This is a genomic window from Bacillus sp. AFS017336, from assembly GCF_002555445.1.
In the GTDB taxonomy this organism is placed as follows: Bacteria; Bacillota; Bacilli; order Bacillales; family Bacillaceae_G; genus Gottfriedia.
The window spans coordinates 35326-54079 of the sequence record NZ_NUCO01000034.1 but is presented as its reverse complement, the minus strand read 5'-3'; the positions used below and the strand labels follow the sequence as shown (position 1 = coordinate 54079).

The 18754-nt window shown below is 31.2% G+C and carries 25 protein-coding genes and 1 riboswitch; of the genes, 11 read left to right on the top strand and 14 right to left on the bottom strand.

Annotated elements, in window-relative coordinates:
* Nucleotides 1–53 precede the first annotated feature (53 nt).
* Nucleotides 54–199, bottom strand: a riboswitch (cobalamin riboswitch).
* Between the two features lie 406 nt (nucleotides 200–605).
* Nucleotides 606–1532 carry a DUF4349 domain-containing protein gene (locus tag CN601_RS19475; RefSeq protein WP_098172039.1) on the top strand — a complete coding sequence of 309 codons (927 nt, stop codon included), beginning with the start codon at nucleotides 606–608 and terminating at the stop codon, nucleotides 1530–1532.
* 152 nt (nucleotides 1533–1684) lie between these two features.
* Nucleotides 1685–1939 (top strand): hypothetical protein, encoded by a 255-nt coding sequence (locus CN601_RS19470; protein WP_098172038.1) that lies wholly within the window; start codon nucleotides 1685–1687, stop codon nucleotides 1937–1939.
* A 68-nt stretch (nucleotides 1940–2007) separates the two neighbouring features.
* On the opposite strand, the gene CN601_RS19465 is transcribed toward CN601_RS19470, so the two are convergent.
* Complete coding sequence (locus CN601_RS19465) at nucleotides 2008–4743, bottom strand: dynamin family protein (RefSeq protein ID WP_098117377.1); 2736 nt, start codon at nucleotides 4741–4743, stop codon at nucleotides 2008–2010.
* A 192-nt stretch (nucleotides 4744–4935) separates the two neighbouring features.
* Between CN601_RS19465 and CN601_RS19460 the strand changes: the two genes are divergently transcribed.
* Entirely contained in the window at nucleotides 4936–5403 is a 468-nt protein-coding gene (locus CN601_RS19460; RefSeq protein ID WP_098172037.1) for a hypothetical protein, read from the top strand.
* A 62-nt stretch (nucleotides 5404–5465) separates the two neighbouring features.
* Here the strand turns inward: CN601_RS19460 and CN601_RS19455 are convergent, their stop codons facing one another.
* Nucleotides 5466–5609, bottom strand: a complete 144-nt coding sequence (locus CN601_RS19455; RefSeq protein ID WP_098117379.1) for an imidazoleglycerol-phosphate dehydratase — start codon at nucleotides 5607–5609, stop codon at nucleotides 5466–5468.
* 102 nt (nucleotides 5610–5711) lie between these two features.
* Here CN601_RS19455 and CN601_RS27635 point away from each other — a divergent pair, with 102 nt between their 5' ends.
* Nucleotides 5712–5846 carry a hypothetical protein gene (locus tag CN601_RS27635; protein WP_257131755.1) on the top strand — a complete coding sequence of 45 codons (135 nt, stop codon included), beginning with the start codon at nucleotides 5712–5714 and terminating at the stop codon, nucleotides 5844–5846.
* Nucleotides 5847–5927: 81 nt separating this feature from the next.
* Nucleotides 5928–6119, top strand: a complete 192-nt coding sequence (locus CN601_RS19450; RefSeq protein ID WP_098117380.1) for a hypothetical protein — start codon at nucleotides 5928–5930, stop codon at nucleotides 6117–6119.
* A gap of 58 nt (nucleotides 6120–6177) precedes the next feature.
* Here CN601_RS19450 and CN601_RS19445 read toward each other — a convergent pair whose 3' ends face one another.
* Both CN601_RS19445 and CN601_RS19440 read right to left on the bottom strand, forming a co-directional pair.
* A complete protein-coding gene (locus tag CN601_RS19445; RefSeq protein WP_098172036.1) occupies nucleotides 6178–6396 on the bottom strand; it encodes a hypothetical protein in 219 nt (72 codons plus the stop codon).
* Between the two features lie 123 nt (nucleotides 6397–6519).
* Nucleotides 6520–7095: a GNAT family N-acetyltransferase gene (locus CN601_RS19440; RefSeq protein WP_098117381.1), complete on the bottom strand. Its 576-nt coding sequence runs from the start codon at nucleotides 7093–7095 to the stop codon at nucleotides 6520–6522.
* Between the two features lie 457 nt (nucleotides 7096–7552).
* Between CN601_RS19440 and CN601_RS19435 the strand changes: the two genes are divergently transcribed.
* Genes CN601_RS19435 through CN601_RS19425 form a run of 3 tightly spaced genes read left to right on the top strand, consistent with a single transcriptional unit; the run spans nucleotide 7553 to nucleotide 8583 of the window.
* Nucleotides 7553–7924, top strand: a complete 372-nt coding sequence (locus CN601_RS19435; RefSeq protein WP_098117382.1) for a DUF2089 domain-containing protein — start codon at nucleotides 7553–7555, stop codon at nucleotides 7922–7924.
* Complete coding sequence (locus CN601_RS19430; RefSeq protein ID WP_098172035.1) at nucleotides 7921–8310, top strand: SHOCT-like domain-containing protein; 390 nt, start codon at nucleotides 7921–7923, stop codon at nucleotides 8308–8310. Before CN601_RS19435 ends, CN601_RS19430 begins: the two co-directional genes overlap by 4 nt.
* Nucleotides 8311–8328: 18 nt before the next feature.
* Nucleotides 8329–8583: a hypothetical protein gene (locus CN601_RS19425; protein ID WP_257131754.1), complete on the top strand. Its 255-nt coding sequence runs from the start codon at nucleotides 8329–8331 to the stop codon at nucleotides 8581–8583.
* Between the two features lie 202 nt (nucleotides 8584–8785).
* Here CN601_RS19425 and CN601_RS19420 read toward each other — a convergent pair whose 3' ends face one another.
* The gene (locus CN601_RS19420; RefSeq protein ID WP_257131753.1) at nucleotides 8786–9616 is read right to left on the bottom strand and encodes a helix-turn-helix transcriptional regulator; all 831 of its coding nucleotides are present in this window, start codon (nucleotides 9614–9616) and stop codon (nucleotides 8786–8788) included.
* The gene (locus tag CN601_RS28045) at nucleotides 9613–9714 is read right to left on the bottom strand and encodes a DeoR family transcriptional regulator (RefSeq protein WP_257131752.1); all 102 of its coding nucleotides are present in this window, start codon (nucleotides 9712–9714) and stop codon (nucleotides 9613–9615) included. Before CN601_RS28045 ends, CN601_RS19420 begins: the two co-directional genes overlap by 4 nt.
* Before the next feature lie 162 nt (nucleotides 9715–9876).
* Between CN601_RS28045 and CN601_RS19415 the strand changes: the two genes are divergently transcribed.
* Together CN601_RS19415 and CN601_RS19410 are read left to right on the top strand one after the other, a co-directional pair.
* The gene (locus CN601_RS19415; protein WP_098172034.1) at nucleotides 9877–10335 is read left to right on the top strand and encodes a VOC family protein; all 459 of its coding nucleotides are present in this window, start codon (nucleotides 9877–9879) and stop codon (nucleotides 10333–10335) included.
* Nucleotides 10336–10658: 323 nt separating this feature from the next.
* The gene (locus tag CN601_RS19410) at nucleotides 10659–11918 is read left to right on the top strand and encodes a S1C family serine protease (protein ID WP_098172033.1); all 1260 of its coding nucleotides are present in this window, start codon (nucleotides 10659–10661) and stop codon (nucleotides 11916–11918) included.
* A gap of 69 nt (nucleotides 11919–11987) precedes the next feature.
* Here the strand turns inward: CN601_RS19410 and CN601_RS19405 are convergent, their stop codons facing one another.
* From CN601_RS19405 to CN601_RS19390, 4 genes are all read right to left on the bottom strand, one after another.
* The gene (locus CN601_RS19405; RefSeq protein WP_098172032.1) at nucleotides 11988–12521 is read right to left on the bottom strand and encodes a DUF1003 domain-containing protein; all 534 of its coding nucleotides are present in this window, start codon (nucleotides 12519–12521) and stop codon (nucleotides 11988–11990) included.
* 615 nt (nucleotides 12522–13136) lie between these two features.
* Nucleotides 13137–13430: a hypothetical protein gene (locus CN601_RS19400; RefSeq protein WP_098172031.1), complete on the bottom strand. Its 294-nt coding sequence runs from the start codon at nucleotides 13428–13430 to the stop codon at nucleotides 13137–13139.
* Nucleotides 13431–13571: 141 nt separating this feature from the next.
* Complete coding sequence (locus CN601_RS19395) at nucleotides 13572–13982, bottom strand: hypothetical protein (RefSeq protein WP_098172030.1); 411 nt, start codon at nucleotides 13980–13982, stop codon at nucleotides 13572–13574.
* A gap of 120 nt (nucleotides 13983–14102) precedes the next feature.
* On the bottom strand, nucleotides 14103–14519 hold the full coding sequence (locus CN601_RS19390) for an NUDIX hydrolase (protein WP_098117391.1): 417 nt from the start codon (nucleotides 14517–14519) through the stop codon (nucleotides 14103–14105).
* A gap of 856 nt (nucleotides 14520–15375) precedes the next feature.
* Between CN601_RS19390 and CN601_RS19385 the strand changes: the two genes are divergently transcribed.
* Nucleotides 15376–17007, top strand: coding sequence for a P-loop domain-containing protein (locus CN601_RS19385; protein WP_098172029.1), 1632 nt, complete (start codon nucleotides 15376–15378; stop codon nucleotides 17005–17007).
* A gap of 112 nt (nucleotides 17008–17119) precedes the next feature.
* On the opposite strand, the gene CN601_RS19380 is transcribed toward CN601_RS19385, so the two are convergent.
* The 4 genes from CN601_RS19380 to CN601_RS19365 form a co-directional block, all read right to left on the bottom strand.
* On the bottom strand, nucleotides 17120–17314 hold the full coding sequence (locus CN601_RS19380; protein WP_098172028.1) for a hypothetical protein: 195 nt from the start codon (nucleotides 17312–17314) through the stop codon (nucleotides 17120–17122).
* 123 nt (nucleotides 17315–17437) lie between these two features.
* Nucleotides 17438–17860: an SRPBCC family protein gene (locus tag CN601_RS19375; RefSeq protein ID WP_098172027.1), complete on the bottom strand. Its 423-nt coding sequence runs from the start codon at nucleotides 17858–17860 to the stop codon at nucleotides 17438–17440.
* A gap of 186 nt (nucleotides 17861–18046) precedes the next feature.
* Nucleotides 18047–18286 carry a hypothetical protein gene (locus tag CN601_RS19370; RefSeq protein ID WP_098172026.1) on the bottom strand — a complete coding sequence of 80 codons (240 nt, stop codon included), beginning with the start codon at nucleotides 18284–18286 and terminating at the stop codon, nucleotides 18047–18049.
* A 159-nt stretch (nucleotides 18287–18445) separates the two neighbouring features.
* The gene (locus tag CN601_RS19365; protein WP_098172025.1) at nucleotides 18446–18694 is read right to left on the bottom strand and encodes a hypothetical protein; all 249 of its coding nucleotides are present in this window, start codon (nucleotides 18692–18694) and stop codon (nucleotides 18446–18448) included.
* Nucleotides 18695–18754: the final 60 nt, after the last annotated feature.

The window sequence follows — 18754 nt, the reverse complement described above, 5'->3', positions numbered from 1 at the left end:
ACTTTAAATTAAGCTTTCTTTCAAAAGGCACCTCCCTATCTCTCGTAGGTCAAACAGCGTCGTTAGAATAGGCAGGTCTCCTGACTTTAGAATTTTCATCTATTACAGTGGCGGGACCGCGTTGGAATTTCACCAATCTTCCCTTTTAAGTAAATGAATTAATAAGAATTTCATTTACACCTATTCCCTACTATTTAGTTTTCATTATTTTGTCATAAAATACAAAAATAGTCAAAATATTTATTTCTTTTCCAAAAATAATAATATTCATTCATTATATCTTAATAACTTTTCTATTAAATAAAAGTAACTCACCATAGATTTGCATGTGGTTTTTCATACTAAAAAATATACTTAAAATGTTCAAAAATTGGTTTAAATACCACACTTTCCCTTACTTCTATTTATGGTATAGTAGGTTAAATTAGAAATTTTTAACAAATATAAAATCTGCAACTAAAAAATAATTACTATCGCAATCGAATGTTTGATGAAAGATTAGGAAATAAAGGGAAGGAATACAAACAAAAATTAAACAACTAACCAAACTAATTACGGATCTTTCCAACCCTTAAATTCGACCTACATATGAGGTGATTAAATTCATGTTAATTTATCGTCGTTTTTTTAAAAACTTATTTTTAATACTACTTGTATGTTTATTCGTTTCTGCATGTTCAAATCCTGACTCAAAAAAAGAAATAAGTAGTATGTCATCAAAATCGTTAAAACAAGATCAGAGGGGCTTTGTAAATAACACTGATGCTTCGGTCAAAGATCAAAAAAAGCAACCTTTCGAACAACTTGAAGCTAGTAATCGCAAATTAGTAAAAACAGCTGAATTACAGCTCGAAACAAAGAAATTTGATAAAACCATTTCAGCTCTTGAAAAATCAGTTAGTAGTTCGAGCGGCTATATCGAATCGAATCATATTAGCGGAACATCCATATTGGAAAAGTACTCTAGTAACAACTCTGAGCAATCACCATCAAGAACTGCAAATTATACAGTAAGGGTTCCATCAACAAATTTAAATGAATTTCTAAATAATTTAAATAAGATTGGAAACGTAATTTCAAAAACTGTTTCAACTGATGATATATCCAATCAATACTTTGACACAGAAACGCGTATGAAATCATTAAAAATTCAAGAAGACCGTTTATTGAATTTATTAAAAAAAGCTGGCTCTTTAAAAGACATTTTAGAAATTGAAAAGCAATTAACTGATGTTAGATACGAAATTGAAAGTTTAACAACAACTTTAAAAAGTTATGATTCAGCTGTAAACTACAGTACAATCAATCTTTTTATTAATGAAGTTTCATCGATTACTGATACAACTCCTCCAAAAACGATTGGAGACCGGATTGGTGTAACATTTAAACAAAATGTTGATGCAATCGTAAGTGGATTTAAAAATACGACAGTTTTCTTGATTGGTAATTCTCTTATGATTATTATTTGGTTTGCGATCATTGCAGTTGGTTATTTTATAACGCGGAAAGCCATAAAAAAATATCAATTATAAAACATACCTAAATAGTTTTAAGATAGCATTCTTAAGAATAGAATTTAGTTAGATAGAATAAACCTTTTACCATTTCTCAATATAAGTATCTATTTTACTAATCAGTTTAATAAGTTAGTTTAAAAAACAACTTATAGAAGGAGAACTATTATATGAGTCATCTCTTATTAAGTAGACTAGGTAATTGGAAAATACAAATTCATTGCCACGCTGGTATTCGAACTGTAGGAAATGAGAGAGAAGTTCTTTTACTTGATGAAGAACATGAAAAAATTGCACACTTTTCAATTGATTCAAAAGGAGCCTTTTTAATCCTTCAAATCCCTTGGGGTGGCTATGTGAAAATTAAAGAGGGCTATCAAACAATTGTTGTACATATTCCTTATGAAGAAGTTGCGGAAGAATAATTGTCTTTATTATTGATTTAATAACTTGAAAAAAGAGTGTGCCATTTTGATATTGGCACACTCTTTTATTATTTACGTAATGTTAAAAACTCTAATTGTCTTAAACGCACTGTGAAGAATGTAATCGGATCAAAGTAAATACTTGGATTTGATTTCATGTCATCTAAAGTACGGTTATAGTTAGAAATTGCTAATCTTATTTCATCAACTAGCTCATGAATTTGCTCAAATGGAGCATTTAAGAACATAGCTAAATCTCTTGGTAAAGTCTTTTCAAACATTTCAAATTGTAGGAAAAACTTAGTTGATAGGTCAGATGTAACATCATCGTAGTTTACATTATCAACATATTTTTGGTATTGAGCAACAAGCTTCGATTTATTTTGAGGTAATAAACCTAATAAGATTCCTGAGCTCTTTAAAATAAATTGAGATGGTGATGAGTTTAATAATATATTCATCTCATCTAATTGAGTCATACTAGTCATTCGATCTGCATCACGGCGCCAGTCATCTAATACTTTAAAGTCACACTCAAGGCTTAAATATTCATTTCCAATATACTCATTTAAAGAATTACTCATTTCTGCTAAATAGCTTTGAGTACCTTCTAGTAATACACCAGATTCTTTAATCCAATTTTGAAGTGCTTCATTTAATTTTGGTAAAGTAGTCGCTCTGACATACTCACCAATTCGTTGATTCATCTCTTCATTTACAGTTTCAAGAATAGTACTGAAATCACTATCTTCTTTAATTAAATCTTTACATTCCTTTAAAAGGCCAGGAACACTTAATTTTAAGTCATATTTTAATTCGTCTTTTAGCTCACGATATGAGTTTTTAATTGTATTTAAATGTTCCATTTCTTTATCTTTTAAAGAATGTAATAAACCGTTTAACTTTTCATCAAGAACTTCATTCCATTCAACAGTTGCACGTAACTCGTCTTCTTTTTCAACTCGTTTTTCAAGTAGGAAATTGATTAGTTTTCGAATTGCTAATAATAATTTCTCAGTTTGCTTTGAATTAGCCTCAGTTGATAGCACATTCTTCTCAATAAATAGTTCTAAGTCTTTAAACTGATCTTGATTATTATAAATAGATGAGTATGGTAATACTTTAGCACCTGGGAAGTCTACCGTAATTTTTGATTGTATTTCATTACGAACTCGTTCAATCTCTTCTTTACTATAAATCGAATCCATTTTATTTAAAATAAAGTGAATCGGCAGAGTTGGTAGTTCTTTTTGAATAGTAATTAGTAATTTACGTTCATTCTCTGTATAAGGTGCAGTAGCATTTAGTACAAATACAAGTCGATCTGCTAATTTAACAGATTGTAATAATGCTTTTGTATTAATTGTGTCTCCATCAATTCCTGGAGTGTCAATTATTGAAAGGTTATGTTTTTCTAAAAATGAATTTGGCAATTTATAGTAAACTAGTTCATCACCTTTTAACAGATTATTTTCAACTGTTGTTAAATCATAAAAATCAGAGTATTCAGCAAGCTGCGTATTTCCTTCGTTCGAGAATACAATTATTTCTGACTCATTATTTTGCTCAAATAATACAGGCATTGTCGTAGAAGATCCCATCATCTTCTCACCTAAAAGTGAGTTAACAAATGAAGATTTTCCGTTTCCAGCTGTTCCTGCTACTAGCATAGTTGTATTTTCAAATTGAGTTAATTTGTTTGTCCACCATTCAAAGCTGTCGCCAACTTCAATTTCATTAATAACAGACCATTGTAGAATGTTTTCAAATAACTCTTTTCCAATTTCAAAGCAATCAGGTGTTTGCATAAGTTGTTCAAATGCTTTCTCTGCATCAACAACTATTTGCTGATCGATACGACCCGGGAATATACGATCCCATGCTAAAGTTGCAGTTGTTGCTAAAACCGCACCTTTCAAATCAGTAATGCGCAACCAATTTGTTAAGAAACTTGGCATCATCTCTTCAAGCTGTGCTACAAAATATTCACCTTCAACTAATGCCTCGTAAGTCATTGTATAAATTAAAGGCAAACGATTCCATTTAACACCTGTTTCAACGTTGATTTGGAATAACATATCGTTAAATGTTTGTAACCAATTTACATAAACTGATTGTTCACGATAACTGTTCCATAATGCTTCTACCATTAATTCAAAATGCTCTAGATTTACTTTACTTAATGAAAGTAAAGTTTGCACGAAATAACTTGGTGCCATTTCTCTTGTTACACCATTTATGATATATTCCTTCAAAATGATAAACCATTTTAAATCTTCTGTTCGGATTGATTCGTCTGAAGCTAATGCTACAGCACTGTTCCAATCGTGGTTTTTCTCATAAAAATTACGAGCAATTTTTGTTACATTAGGATAATCAGGATCATATTTCACTGCTTCTTTAATTATACGATCTGCTTCCTCATATTTCGCAACATCAATATAAAGTGAAAATAATTGTAGGTAGATCTCAGATGTTAAAGTTCTACTTTCTGTTTTAACTTCTTTATAAAGTTTCTCTGCTGTTTCATATGAACCAATCTCATAATAAGAATCAGCTATATTTTTCTTTGCCCAATCACTTAACTGGTTTCCAACCTTTTCCCATTTGAAAACTGCAGATTCAAAATCTTTATTTTCAAAATAAACTTCACCTTGTGCAAATCGGATCGAAGAAAGATCCATCTCTTCATCTTGCTCTCTGTAAAGGTCTGCTAAAACCGCAATCGGATGATTTTCGTTATGATTTTCATTTAAATATGATTTATAAAATTCTTTTTTAATAAATTGTTGTTTTACTGCCATTTCATCACCTACTATGTATAATTAAATCTAAAAATAAGCCAAAGGAATGTGTTAATTTAATACAGCATTATTATTCTACCAAATTAGAGTAACACAAATTGTGACAATTAGATGTCATTTTCTATAGAATTTTGTTATATTTGTTACGTTACAAACAAAACATAGGAAAAATAATAACTATTTGGAGGCATTATGCTTACTTACGAAGAAAAAATTAAGATCATCGAATCATTTCCAGAATTAACTCAAAAACCTGTTTCACTTGGGCGTACAAACTTCCAATTTGAAGAAAGTTTAAAAGAAAAAAAGAACGTTGTTTTTCATTTACATCCTAATGGTAATGGATTTGTATATGCTGAAGGAATTAAAGGATATAAAACAAATGACAAAGGCATGGTAAATATAAGAGACTTTTCTGAAAACGAACTTCGCACAATTTTATCGAAGTCGATTGAAAACCTTTCTGTTGAACCAATTTTTGATGAATATGAAGAAGAAGAAGTAGAAGAAATTTGGATAAATGAAAATGGACAAACTCTTATATTAGTCTCAGAAATGGACATGTGGAATGTATATGCAGGAGAAAATCTTGACGGTACCTTCAATAGTTACGGTGAAGCTTGTGAATATTTAGATGAAGAAGGTTTTCAAATAAAATAGTTCAAATTTAAGGGTTAAATAAAAGAGCTTGAAATTTCCAAGCTCTTTTTTTAATTCCTTTTTTAGTGTAGTTCTGTTTGAGATTTGCTTCCTTTTTTAGAACGATACTCGTTCCCTTTTGTGTTGTCGCCGCTCGCTGGTGCTTGGCCATGAAGTTCTGGTGCATTTTGATTTTTACTACCTTTGCTGCCATTTTTGCTTGTCATCATTCTTCCTCCTAATACCATTTATCATAAATAGATTCCCATAATAAATAAGAGATTATTCAAGGAATTTAAGCACATAATAACAAAAAAGGAGGGTTAAACATGGCAAAAGGACATACAAACAAAGGACCACAGAAAAGTTCTGTCGATCAATTTGGACATTCAGAAGAATCAGCATACTCAAAGAGCAAAAAAATGGAAGAATTTCATAAGAAAAATACCGAAAAAGAAAATTAACTTGAACACTTATTTGACTTGCTTATTTTCCTTCAACAAGTCATTATATAGGTAAGATGAAATTGGAGGAAAACTAAATTTATGAGCGAAAATAATGAAGTGAAAAATGAACAAAAAAAAGTAAGTCTTCAAGACTTAATGAGACAAAAATTAGCAAATAAAAAACAGCAAAATTCTAACTCAAATATGGGTTTAAATGCTGTTAAGGATACGACTAAAAAGAATCAAATTGCTAAGAAACCTAACAATCAACGTAAACGTATGGGTGTTTAAAAAATAATGAGGATGTCCTATTTAAGGGCATCCTCATTTTATATAGTTATACTGTTTATTAATAAAAATGCGAAGCGCAAGGCGTTGTTCGTGCAAATAATACTGTAAAATTTGCAATTAAGAAACTAGAAACTGCAAATAAACGTTGAAGTGCAAATAAAAATAGAGAATCCGCAAATAAAATTGGAAAAACTGCAATTAAAATGACCAAATCCGCAATTAAAATGACCAAATCTGCAATTAAAATGACCAAATCTGCAAAATAGAAATCCTCCACCAATATACCCCTCATTTTGCTTCTAGTCAGACTTAGATCAATAATTTTTCTCAATATAAAAAGGCCTGCCCAAGTATCAGTTTACACTAACCTTTAGGAAGGCCCCTTTTATTTTGTAAATTTTCAAATGTCTTCTAAAAGGTTTGGATTCGTTTTATTTTCACCAAATGTAAGTACTTCTTCTACAGGTTGATAAGCTTCCCCATAAAAATGTGTATCCCTATATGTATGGATCATATTATATGTTTTTTTCATCGCTTTAAAAATCATTTCTTCACTCTCGTTATTTGGTGACCAGTACAAGATTTCCATCGAATTTATTTCTTGAGTAGCAAGTGAACGTCTATTGTATCCAATTGATTGGGCATGCTCAAACCCTTCTCTTTTATAAAAACGAAGCCTTTTTTCTGTATCCGTATCTTCATAATTTACAGGTTCAACTTCTAAAATAATTGGTTTTCCCTTCTTTTTAAGCATATTAAGCAGTTTATTACCAAGTCCTTGACCGCGTGCATCTTTAGAAACAAATAAGTAATCTATAAATACAAAGTCTTCCAGTTCAACATACATCAACACATGATGAGGTCCTTCTTCTTTATGATAAATATTTGAACGCTCTTTTAATAATGTTTCCATGTGCTCTTTTGATTTCATTTCTTCAACAGGAAAATACTGATTCAGTTTTTCATACCAATGCATCCAAAATCTCCTTTTCATACATGCTGTTTTAAAGGAAGTATTTGAAGTATTTAACATTTTCATGCAAGTAAAGTATTAATTATTAAAAAGATCATGTAAAAACTTTCCACTACTTCAAAATAATCTTTTCCCCTTTCTTAAGTGACTACCCTGTAAACATTTTAATAGCCCCTTAAATTCAATCATTAGATAACCCAAGCAAGTATGTATTACCAGTTTTGAAAGATTTTATACTACTTTTTCATTACTAGTTTTCTTTTTACTTTTCTAACAATCCTTCAAAAATTCAATAACTTCATTTCCACTTCACAATTATTAAGCAATAGATTAATTTATTTAATACTTAAATTAACTTATTGAATTAAATTATAAAAAAATATAAATAATTTTAAAGTTTTTGTTTGAAAATTTAAATATATGGTGTATTATATGATTAAATAAAAGAAAGGAGAATTGTATGGCGTATCCTTTACTTACAAATTGTCCTGTTTGCCAGAAGACGCTTAAAATTACTAAGCTACAGTGTAACCATTGCCACACAACGGTTGAAAATGAATTTGAAGTTTCGAAACTAGCGGCTCTTGGCCAGGAACAGCTTCATTTTATTGAGATTTTTCTTAAATGCCGAGGTAATATTAAAGAGGTCGAAAAGGAGCTAGGAATTTCCTATCCGACTGTGAGAGGAAAATTAGATGAAATTATCTCAGCTCTAGGCTACTCCTCTCAAAAGAAACCAGAAGTAGATAAAACAAAAATTGTAACATTATTAGAAAAAGGCGAAATTACGGCAGAGAAGGCCATTCAATTATTAAAAGAGGGGGAATTATAATGGATGAAATTTCTAGAATCTTAACATTGGTAGAAGAAGGTAAAATTGATAAAGACAAAGCGAGTGAATTAATTAATATTTTACAAGTTAAAGATCAACCTGAGTTTGTAGAGGCAAAAAAAGAAGTACCTTATGGAAATAAAATGTTAAAGATTCGTGTGACTTCTGATGTTGGCGATAATGTAAATGTGAATTTACCAATTAATCTAGTAAAGGCTGTTTTAAAAGTAGGTACAAATATCGCTGAAAAAATACCGGAAGCAGAAAAATATGTAAAAGATATTAATGTTGACCTTCTAATTGAAGCAATCGAAAACGAATTAGTAGGACAGATCATTGATATTACTTCAGCTAATGGTGATAAAGTTTTTGTGGTTATTGAGTAGATTATGTTAAGAGTCAAGTTGAAAGTTAACGAAAAGCGTTTCTCCATCCCTGTTCCCTATTCTGTTTTAAATTTGGCTTGTTTAATTATTACATCAAAAAAGATTAATCATTTAATTAATAAAGCAATCGAAAAAGAAGGTAGTAAATTCATCTTCCCGAAAATTGAAAGAAGTGATTTGAAGCCATTGTTGCAGGGTCTTTCTAAAAATCGTGGAGTTACCCTTGTCGAAACGAAATTGAAGGATGGAACTGAGGTCGTAGTAAAACTTTAAGATCACATTTTTAGTATTTGACTTTTTGACCATCTTTTAGCACTTGAGCTCATGGTCGTTCCAACTTGAAAAGTCTAATTTCCTATAAGAAGTGGCGAAATTAGACTTTTTATAAAAAAATAGATTTTCAACAAAATCACGCATAAAAATCAAAGGAACTTTAGGAAAAGTTCCTTTTTTCAATTTTATTTTTTAGATTGGTTCATTCTATATTTTCAAGTAAATCTTTATAATTTTGTCGTAAACTTTCTTTTAAAATAATGGGCTCAATGATTTTGACTGTTTTGCCTAATTTGGCTAGATATTTAATGATAAAACCAAGTTCGTTTTGCTCATATGTACCAATTATATATGTTTTTTCAAGCTCATTTATCATTTTCATAGATGGGTAGTGTTCCTTTTGAAATAATTCGATCCCCTCTTCATTAATCAACCATTTAAATTTAACAGCGTTTTCAGATGGTTTCCAAAGCGAATGTGAATTTAACTTCGTAATTTCCTTTAATTCCTCTAACGGCTGAATATTCGTTATCTCAGCTGAAGAAATGCGATCGCAACGGAAAACACGGTACGCCATTTTATCCATATCATAAGCTTGACAATACCAGTACTCCTTTAAAACGTATATAGCAATTGGATGAATAGTACGAGAAATATTTTTATATACAATTTTAAGGACAATATTTTGAACAGCTGCCATTAATAATATTTCTAAATGTTTACATTCTTCGATTTGCACGGCATTTTGAAAAGATACTCGATTTTGCATCCGCGCTATTTCCTGCTTTTGACTTTCCGAGAGTTCATTGATAAATTTTTCATGTATTGTTCGGTAGGATACTTGAAATGGCAAATTCGAATAGCTTCCAAGTGCCTGCATAGCAAAGTAAAGCGCAATAATTTCTTGAGTATTAAAAGAAATAGGTGGGAGCTTCATTTGATTCAGTATGCGATAGCCTCCATAACGACCATATTCTGCATAAAGCGGTACGCCAATTTCCTCTAAGGAAGATACATCTCTTAAAGCTGTCATTTTGAAATCTGAAATTCCTGCATTAAATCCTGAAGTGTAAAATGCTGTTTTTGATTAATAAAGCGAAGAATTTGATTTATTCTTTCTGATTTTTTCATAAAAACACCTCTTAATGGTGCCTAAAATTGTCACCTTTAGACAGTATACTTGTAAGTGTAATCAATATTGTTTAAGAAAACAATATGAACTTATTTATAAATTGGAATACTACCAATGATCTAAATAAGGAAAAATTCACAATAACTAAAGGAGCTAATACGATGACTGTACAATTAAACTCATTTTTAATGATGGATGGAAATGCAAAGGAAGCAATTGAATTTTACAAAGAAGCTCTTGATGCAAAACTTTTATTTAGTCAAACTTTTGGAGATGCACCAGAAGACCCCAACTCCCCACTTCCAGAAAACTTAAAGGATTTAATCGTACACGCAATCTTAAAAATTGGTGAAACAAATATTATGATTGCAGATCTATTTCCCACTATGATTTATCGAAATGGGAACAATGTTAATATTTGTATTACTACTAATGAAATAGAGAAAACCAACTCTTTTTACAATTCGTTGAAGGAAGATGGCCAGGTAGTTATGCCATTGCAACAAGTCCATTTTAGTCCAGCTTATGGCATAGTAACTGACAAATACGGGATTACTTTTCAAATTTTCACGGCAAAATCAGAAGATGCAGTAAAAAGAGGACATCAAAAAGAAATTTAAGTAATTAATACCTCAATCTTTTACCTATCAAAACGTTACGTTATCTTTAAATTAGAAGGAACTTCATTCATTGCGAAGAAGTTCCTTTTCATTGTAAACTACCTCATTCGATAATCTTTCACCCTTTATTTTGATGATTAAAAAATAAGCTGATTTTCTCAAAACTAAAAATAACAAATCAATTTTTATTAAAGAATAACTAAAAATTCTATGAATAAAATGGTTTGACGGGATAATGGTGTAACATTGTTGGCAGGCATATAGATTGGTGCGCATCAGGAAATTAAGCAACTGTCGAATCTATATTGGAAAGGTGGAGTTGAATGAAAAAGAAAGCGCTTTTTTCCATTCCAATTAGTTTGCTACTAATCGCCATGATTGTCACTTCGTTTTTCTTAATTCACATGAAACCAAACACAAAAAATGTATCACAAGCACACAAATTAGCCGTTTACACAAAATCTTCTGTTGTACGAATTTTAGATTATGCAACAGTCAAATGGTCTTTCGACTTATCCGATCAGCGTGTGATTAATGTTCTTCAAAAAGATGATTACAAAACATCAGTATCCGATTTAGGATCCGGTGTCATTATTAGTTCAAATGGATACATCATCACAAATTCTCATGTGCTAGAAAGTTCACATATTATGACAGATGAAGATATTGGGACTAATGCTTTTGATATAATTGTGAATGAAGTAGCATCTGCAAACAATTGGGACTATGATCAGACTTACGATTATATGTATAAAAATACAACATATAAAGTAATCGAAAAAGGAACATCTGTCTATTTACCTGATGTAAATGAAGCAATTAAAGCAGAAGTTAAAATGAATACTTCCTTAACTAATGCAGCACAAGATGTAGCTGTATTAAAAATTGATGGAAAAGGCTTTCCAACCATCCCTCTAGGTGATTCTGATTCCCTTCAAAGTCAAGATCGAATTTGGGTGATTGGTTACCCAGCCGCAGCAGATTCTAATTTATTTTCAAATGATTCATTACTTGTCCCAACGATGAACGAAGGGCAGATTTCAGCCATTTCAAAAACAACCAAGCAAGGCACACCAGTAATACAAATCAATGCTGCTGCAACACACGGAAATAGTGGCGGACCGGTCATCGATCAGAATGGAAAAATCATCGGATTGCTCACATTTCGTGGTGACACCGTAAACGGTCAAGAAATACAAGGGTTCAATTTTGCTATCCCAGTCAATACAATTAAAAAATACATTGATTTATTAAATATACCCCATTCACGCAGTAACACTGATCGATTATTTAAAGAAGGAGCGGAGTTGTTTTGGGGTGGTTATTATAAAGATGCTCTACTAAAATTTCGTGCTGTCCAAGAAATCTATCCAAAGTACGCTGATATCAACCAATTCATCAGTGATTCTGCACAAAAATCTGATAGTAGTAAAATACTGTGGACTAATTATAAGGAGGCTTTTCTCCAATTTTATGTAATTTCTATTTTAATCATCATCGCTTTACTTATTTATACATTTACTTCTAATTCAAAACAAAATGTAAAAAATCCAACATTAACTGATCAAGATAAGGACGGTTGACTTTATTGAAAACACTGATATTCGTCATTAAAAAAAGGACTGTCAATATTTCGACAGTCCTTTTGCATTTTAATTTTTTTGTTTAAGCAAATCTCTAATCTCAGTTAATTGATTCTCTATATTGGTTAGTCGACTTTGCATATCATCAATCTCTTGTTCTGCTTTATAATTTATTGCAAAATCGATAACAGATTCATGTTTATCTCTTACTGCTTGACGGTTTTGACTCATCATAATGACTGGTGCTTGAAATGCTGCAATAAATGATAGACATAAGTTCAGCAAGATAAAAGGCGCAGAGTCAAAATGAAATGATTTCGTAAACGATAAGCTATTCCATATCATCCAGGCAGCAAGTGTACCACTAAACCATATAATAAATTTCCAACTGCCACCAAATTGCGCTATTTTATCTGCAATCCGATCAGACAATTTTGTTTTTTGTGTGTAATCACTATCTAAATGATGCAGAATTTCTGACTCATAACGATCCACAAGTCGATCAATTCGTGTTAAGTTTTCTTGGTTTAAATCAATATCAAAACCTTGTATTTTTTTTGGTTGTTTTTTAAAGTTAATTTGCTTCCAAATGTTTTGTACCATGCTTTAAAACCTCCTCTTTTATTAGAGGAAGCCATGTTTCAAAAGCTTATAAAAGGCGGACTACATTTTTATAAAGTAATCCTCCTCGGATATTCAATTGTATGACTTCCTCTGACGTCGGTAAATTATCCGACTCACCTATACTGGGACTACCCATAAAAATGTTCCACCTCACTTTTTTTAGTAAAATTACTCTTCTTATTATATGACGACTTATCCATTTGGACTATACTAATTTACCAAAAAATTGGTATATTCCTATATATATTTATTCCAAATTTTCGATATTCCTTATATAGGTCGCAAACGTGATCATAATTTTAACCACTATCATATACGATATCATACATTCACTAAATTTTTCATAAAAATGCTTGATTTTTCTATTACTTTTTAAATCTACAACATTTCCAAATTTTTATAATAAAAAGATCCTCAATCTAGAAAATCCGTAATATTCGGCAGTACTACTACTTAAACACATAAAAAAATCCCACTATTCGTTAGTCGGATTGTTCTAGTACTTTATTAACGTTTTTTAGTTTAGTAGTTACAAAGTTTTCACCAATTACTTCAATACACCAAAAGATGATTTATTAAGTTCTTCCAAAAAAATTAAGGATGTAAAAGAAATCTTAAATTTGATCGTACGCCAAGAAATATAAATCCAATCCCTAACAAAAACCATAGTGACCTCACTAACCAAACTGGCAAAAATCTTAAAAATCCACCAAGAATTAATGTTAGTATTAGACCAATGCAACCTAAAACTTCATTTCCATAAATGGTGATCTCTTCAGCATTACTTAAGTATTCTTTATTATTTTCATTTGTGTATATTCCCTGTAAGATTAGTAGTAAGCCTGCTATACACAATCCTACTCGAATTACCCAGTTAATCGACCACATAAATCCTCCTGATTGATAAAATTAACCCGCTTTTATTACTAAAAGGTTTAACGTTACTAAAATCTCTTGGATCATAAATTTTACATTTTCTTTTTGTTTATATCTATCCTAATAAGCAAATGTGGGAGAAAACACGTGCTTCTATTTTTCTGCTTTTTTAAAACTGAACCACAATAGTGGAATAATAGTCGTGAAAGCTATAAGTATATCTACAAATTTTACAGAGAAAACTGTTTTGTATTTTACTAAAGAAAGACTAATCGTAATTACAACTCCAATCATAAAGAATGGAAGTACTTTTTTTATAAGTAATTTTAATAGCCAAACATTTTTCACCAGAAAAGATGACGCAACCAGAATGTTTAAAGCAATTGTTACTAATGTAATTAATAAAATAACTAAATAAATTATGGCAAACCATTTCAAATAGGTTCGAGTTGCGTTTAAGAAACTTGCGCTACTTAATATTACTATTGAAAATACAAGCATCAATCCGGTTAATATATAAAATAGCTTATAAATTTTTCCGGTCATAGATAAATAGGTTTTCATTTTTAAATCTTTAACTCCTCAACTTTGAAATATGATTCTAAACTAAGCGTTTGACAAACCATTAAATCAGGTGAATGTCAGGATTATTAGTACTTTCATGGTAGTTGTAATAACGTTTTACTAACATTCGCCCTGAAATATGTACGGTGTTGAGGATTTTAATAAACTCTCTACACCTCCTGAATGATAAGGCATTAAACTATTAGCGGTATTTATGTCTACCCATTTTACTTCTTCAATTTCGTTCTGATCTTTAATAGTAATTTCTCCTCCAATTATTTTCGCTGAGAATGTAAACATTATACCGTGATGCCCTTGCTTATTAAAAAATGCTTCATTAATTGCATTTATATTTAATACTTCAACAACTAAACCAGTTTCTTCATTTGTCTCACGTATAACTGCCTGTTCTATGGTTTCTCCTTTTTCTACTGCTCCACCTGGTAGTGACCAAGTAGAATTTTGATTTTTAACCATTAATACTTTCTCCGCTGTTTCGTCATAAATAAAAGCATATACTACATCTACTCTCTTCATTAACAACACCTCTTGCTATTCTTCTCTATATATATATTAGCATTTTATTTCCTTAAACTATGCTCTCTAAAAGTATAATAGGAACTAATATTATCGTATATATTTTTTAACCTGTTAACGTGTGTGAAACACAGTACATATTTTTCCTACTACAAACTTTTCATGATATTGGATAATTCGTTAAATACTTGTTATTTCCTTTTTGGAACAACTCTGCAATTTACTTCAATACAAAACAATATACAATACACCTATTGTCAAATGGTTAAATTAATGGTAGGATTGGTTCTATCAAAATAAATTTTAATGAGGTGAGGATAACAATGAAAACAAAAAATTATATGTCTTATCCTCATATTACTATTTAGTTATTTTTTTATGAATACATTAGATCAAGCTCTGAGGGTAGGATTCACTCTCAGGGCTTTTATATTTTTAGGCAAATGATCGTTTAATCGTTCTTGCCGACCTATTTTATGACAGCCACTTACTGAGTGGCTGTTATTTTTTTGGAAAAAAATTACTCAAGACAACAATACTAGTAAGGATTTAATCGTTTGTCTTACAAATTAATTTGAAATCTATTAGGGGGAATATGTATTGAAATTGATTTACTTAGATTGGAATTTTTGTCATGGAAAATTTCAAACAGTGCCTGTTTATGTTTAAGCAGGCTAATACATGGAGATTAGGTGTCAACTCGTTTTATCGTTACTTTGCTCCAAAGGATAAAGGGCCCCCATCTCGAGGAAAGGTTTCCGTTATTCACTGCTTTCCAAATATGAAAGGATGATGCTTTATTAAAAGACTCGCTCAATATTTTCGCTCATTACAATCAGGACAATCATCTTACGGTATGATTTATGAAGACCCAATCTATTGGAATAATGATGTTGCTTATTACATTGAAAAGACACATAAACTCACACCGGATAAGCCATGTATCACCATAAAAATTCCTTTTGATCGTCTTGGCTTAGATGAAAAGATGGATCAAGTTGTTCTCGCAGATTTTGCTTTAAGAGAATGGGTTGATCAAATTAATACATTAAATGAATTGATCTATAACCGCTCACGAACCGATAAAGAAAATGGTGCATTTTATTGTTTTCGTCCAACCAATGTGCTGTTGAAACGCAATGTATCCTTTGTCGAAGTCATCTCGGAAAAATGGTATTTATGCATAATGATTACAGTACAACTTCCATTCAAGGATAATAATAAAGCTATGCGAATGCTATGCAAAATGCTTCCAAAAGAAGTGGAGAAGTTTATTACAAGTTTTGATCTCATAAAATTAAATACTGCCTTGAAATTGGTAAAAAAACAACATATGATTCGCGAATGGCTAAAAACCAATGGTTATTGTGCATTTATTGGAAATGGTAGCATTTTGCCAAGAAATAAAGAAAAAAATGGTCCACTAGAGGGTGCTTTGCCTTTTACATCCCCAGAAGATGTTGAAGTTGAAATTTATGGTATGCGCGGAATGGGTATAAAACGTGGTGTCACTGTCATCACCGGTGGTGGTTATTCGGGTAAAAGTACAATGTTGGACGCACTAAATTCTGGGATTTACAACCATATTATAGGAGACGGACGAGAATTTGTAGTTACAGATCAAAGTGCAATGGAAATTTCTGCAGAGGAAGGCCGTTCCATAAAAAATATCAATATTACACCGTTCATAAAGTGGATCCCAAATAGCTCGGCAGAACAGTTTTCTACTGACTATGCCTCTGGTTCTACATCTCAAGCTGCAAATATTATGGAAGCAATCAATTATGGATGTAAGCTTCTTCTTATTGATGAAGATAGAAGTGCGACCAACTTTATGATTCAAGACATCAAAATGCGTTCATTAATTAAGCATGAGCCGATTACACCTTTTACGGAACGTGTTAGGGAACTTTATGAGGCTGCTGGCGTATCTTCTGTTCTTGTTATTGGTGGAAGCGGGGAATTTTTATCCGTAGCCGATCAAATTATCTTAATGGATAACTTTGTGCCAAAAAACGTAACGCAAGAAGCAAAAAATTTATGTGAAAATGACAAACCACATGAACGTATCCCCCATACAAACTGGGAGAGAGAAAGAAAAATAAACACCGATCACTTTTCGAGCTATCCACAAGGTAGCGGTACAGAAAAGCTGATTGTTTCAACGATGGGATACATGATGATAGGCGATGAACAAATTGATATCAGAGGACTATACAATATCACATCACACGCCCAGCTTGCAGCTATTGCCTTTTTAATTCGAAAAATAGCCATAAATAAACAAGATCGCCACATCTTACTTCATGAAAAGATCAAAAAAGCTCTCGAAGACATGGAAAGAGATGGAGTGGATATTGTATTTTCTTCCTTTTTTCCTGGTTTCGAAAGATGGCTTGAATTACCTAGAATTAATGAAGTATTATCTGTCATAAACCGAATGAAACATTTAACTTTTATTCAGCCAGAGCCATCTGAACAACTCTAAGCATGTCATAATTATTTGATTGTCTTATAGGAACTTAGAAAACTATCAAACTAAAAAAAGATATATGATAAATAAAGAACCCGTTTTGATCAATTTTCATCAAAACGGGTTTTTATAATTTAACGCTAGAGCTTGTGTACTTCGTTGATAGGCTTGTGATTTGTGCATAAAGTGGAGGTTTTTGTTCATATTGTTGTGTGTTTTGTGCATAAAGTACGGAGATTTGTTCATAAGCAGTTGGTTTTGTGCATAAGGCGTCTGCTCTATTTTGAAAAGGCCCTTCCATGTCTAAATCGTGCTCAATCAATGAATGCACTTCTATCAATTCATCATTTAGTTTAAAAAAATTCGATATTTTCTTTTTTAAACCCTTAATTTCTAGTGCAAAAAAGAGAATGATTTAATAAAATCATTCTCTGTAAGTCTCTTATTAATTTGTTTGCTCCGCATACTTTTTGAAATTGTCTAGAATAGATTGCCATCCTTGTTTTTGAAACTCAGGTGGATTCGTTGTTTCAGGATCGAATGTTTCAATTACTTCTGTTTGGTTTTCTTTTTCTCTAAAGGTGATATCTACTTTTCTTCCATCACCTAGCGTATAGGAAATGAGTTCATGCGTTTTTACATCATCATAGATTCCTCCAAAATCGAAACCAAAACTGCCATCCTTTGCTTCCATTCTTGAACAGAATTCTCCTCCAACTCGTAAATCATTCTCAGCCTTTGGTGTGTGCCAGTCCTCTGAAGGAGTGTTCCATTTTTTGATATGTGTTGGTTCTGTCCAAAATTCCCAAACTTTTTCTACTGGTGCATTAATAGTTGTTTCAACTGTTACTTTTTTAGTTGTATCCATTTTATTACCTGCCTCTCTTTGATATAAAAAAATTTAAAGAAAACTTCCACTTGTCAGGCCTATTGTATAAGCTTTCTGAAAGTCACAATTTCTTAATCCCCTAACGAGTTAAGTATAACCAATTAGTAACGGAAATAGTTTAAGTACTCAGTAATTCAACTATAACTATGCAATAGTTGAATAAAATTACTCATTAATACCTCTCTTTATGTAATTAATACCTATAAAAAAGAATATCAAACTAATAACCAAAGGAATGAGTCCAATAGTAAATAAAACCGAACCAAATGGACCTAAACGCCAGTTATAATGTGCACCATATGGTTTAGCTACATACAAAGAATAAACTGCTGCCGTAATAAGTGTCATACCAAACAAAAGAACGCTTGATAAAATTCCTATACCGCCAATAAAAAGGTTCTTCATTTTTGTTTCTCCCTGACATTATGTATAATTTATTAAATTCGAGTTGGAGAAGAGGAATCCTCTTTATTAAACTATATTATCAATTAGTGCAAAAAAATAGATTACCTTTGTACGATCATTGTATACCTAACGCAATGCGTTTAGTTTCAAAAGTAGATTTTATGGATTTCGATTCTCCGATGACACATTTTTATTCCCAAGTTTGTGTTCGATAACCTTTAACAAAATTCCAATGGCCAGTCCAAGTAAGATGAAGCTCATAAATAATAAAGTTAATAATGAAGCGTTCTTTGACAAAGGTTCGATATGGGTTCGAGTAACGTAATAATTTGTAGCAAACCTACTACTTCCAATCATAATGAAAACTGGTATTAAATAAATAACAAAGTTTTTTATTTTTTTGTTCATTCATTGACATCCTTTTGTTTTTTATATTAATAATATTAACTTAACGATTTTTAAATTTGG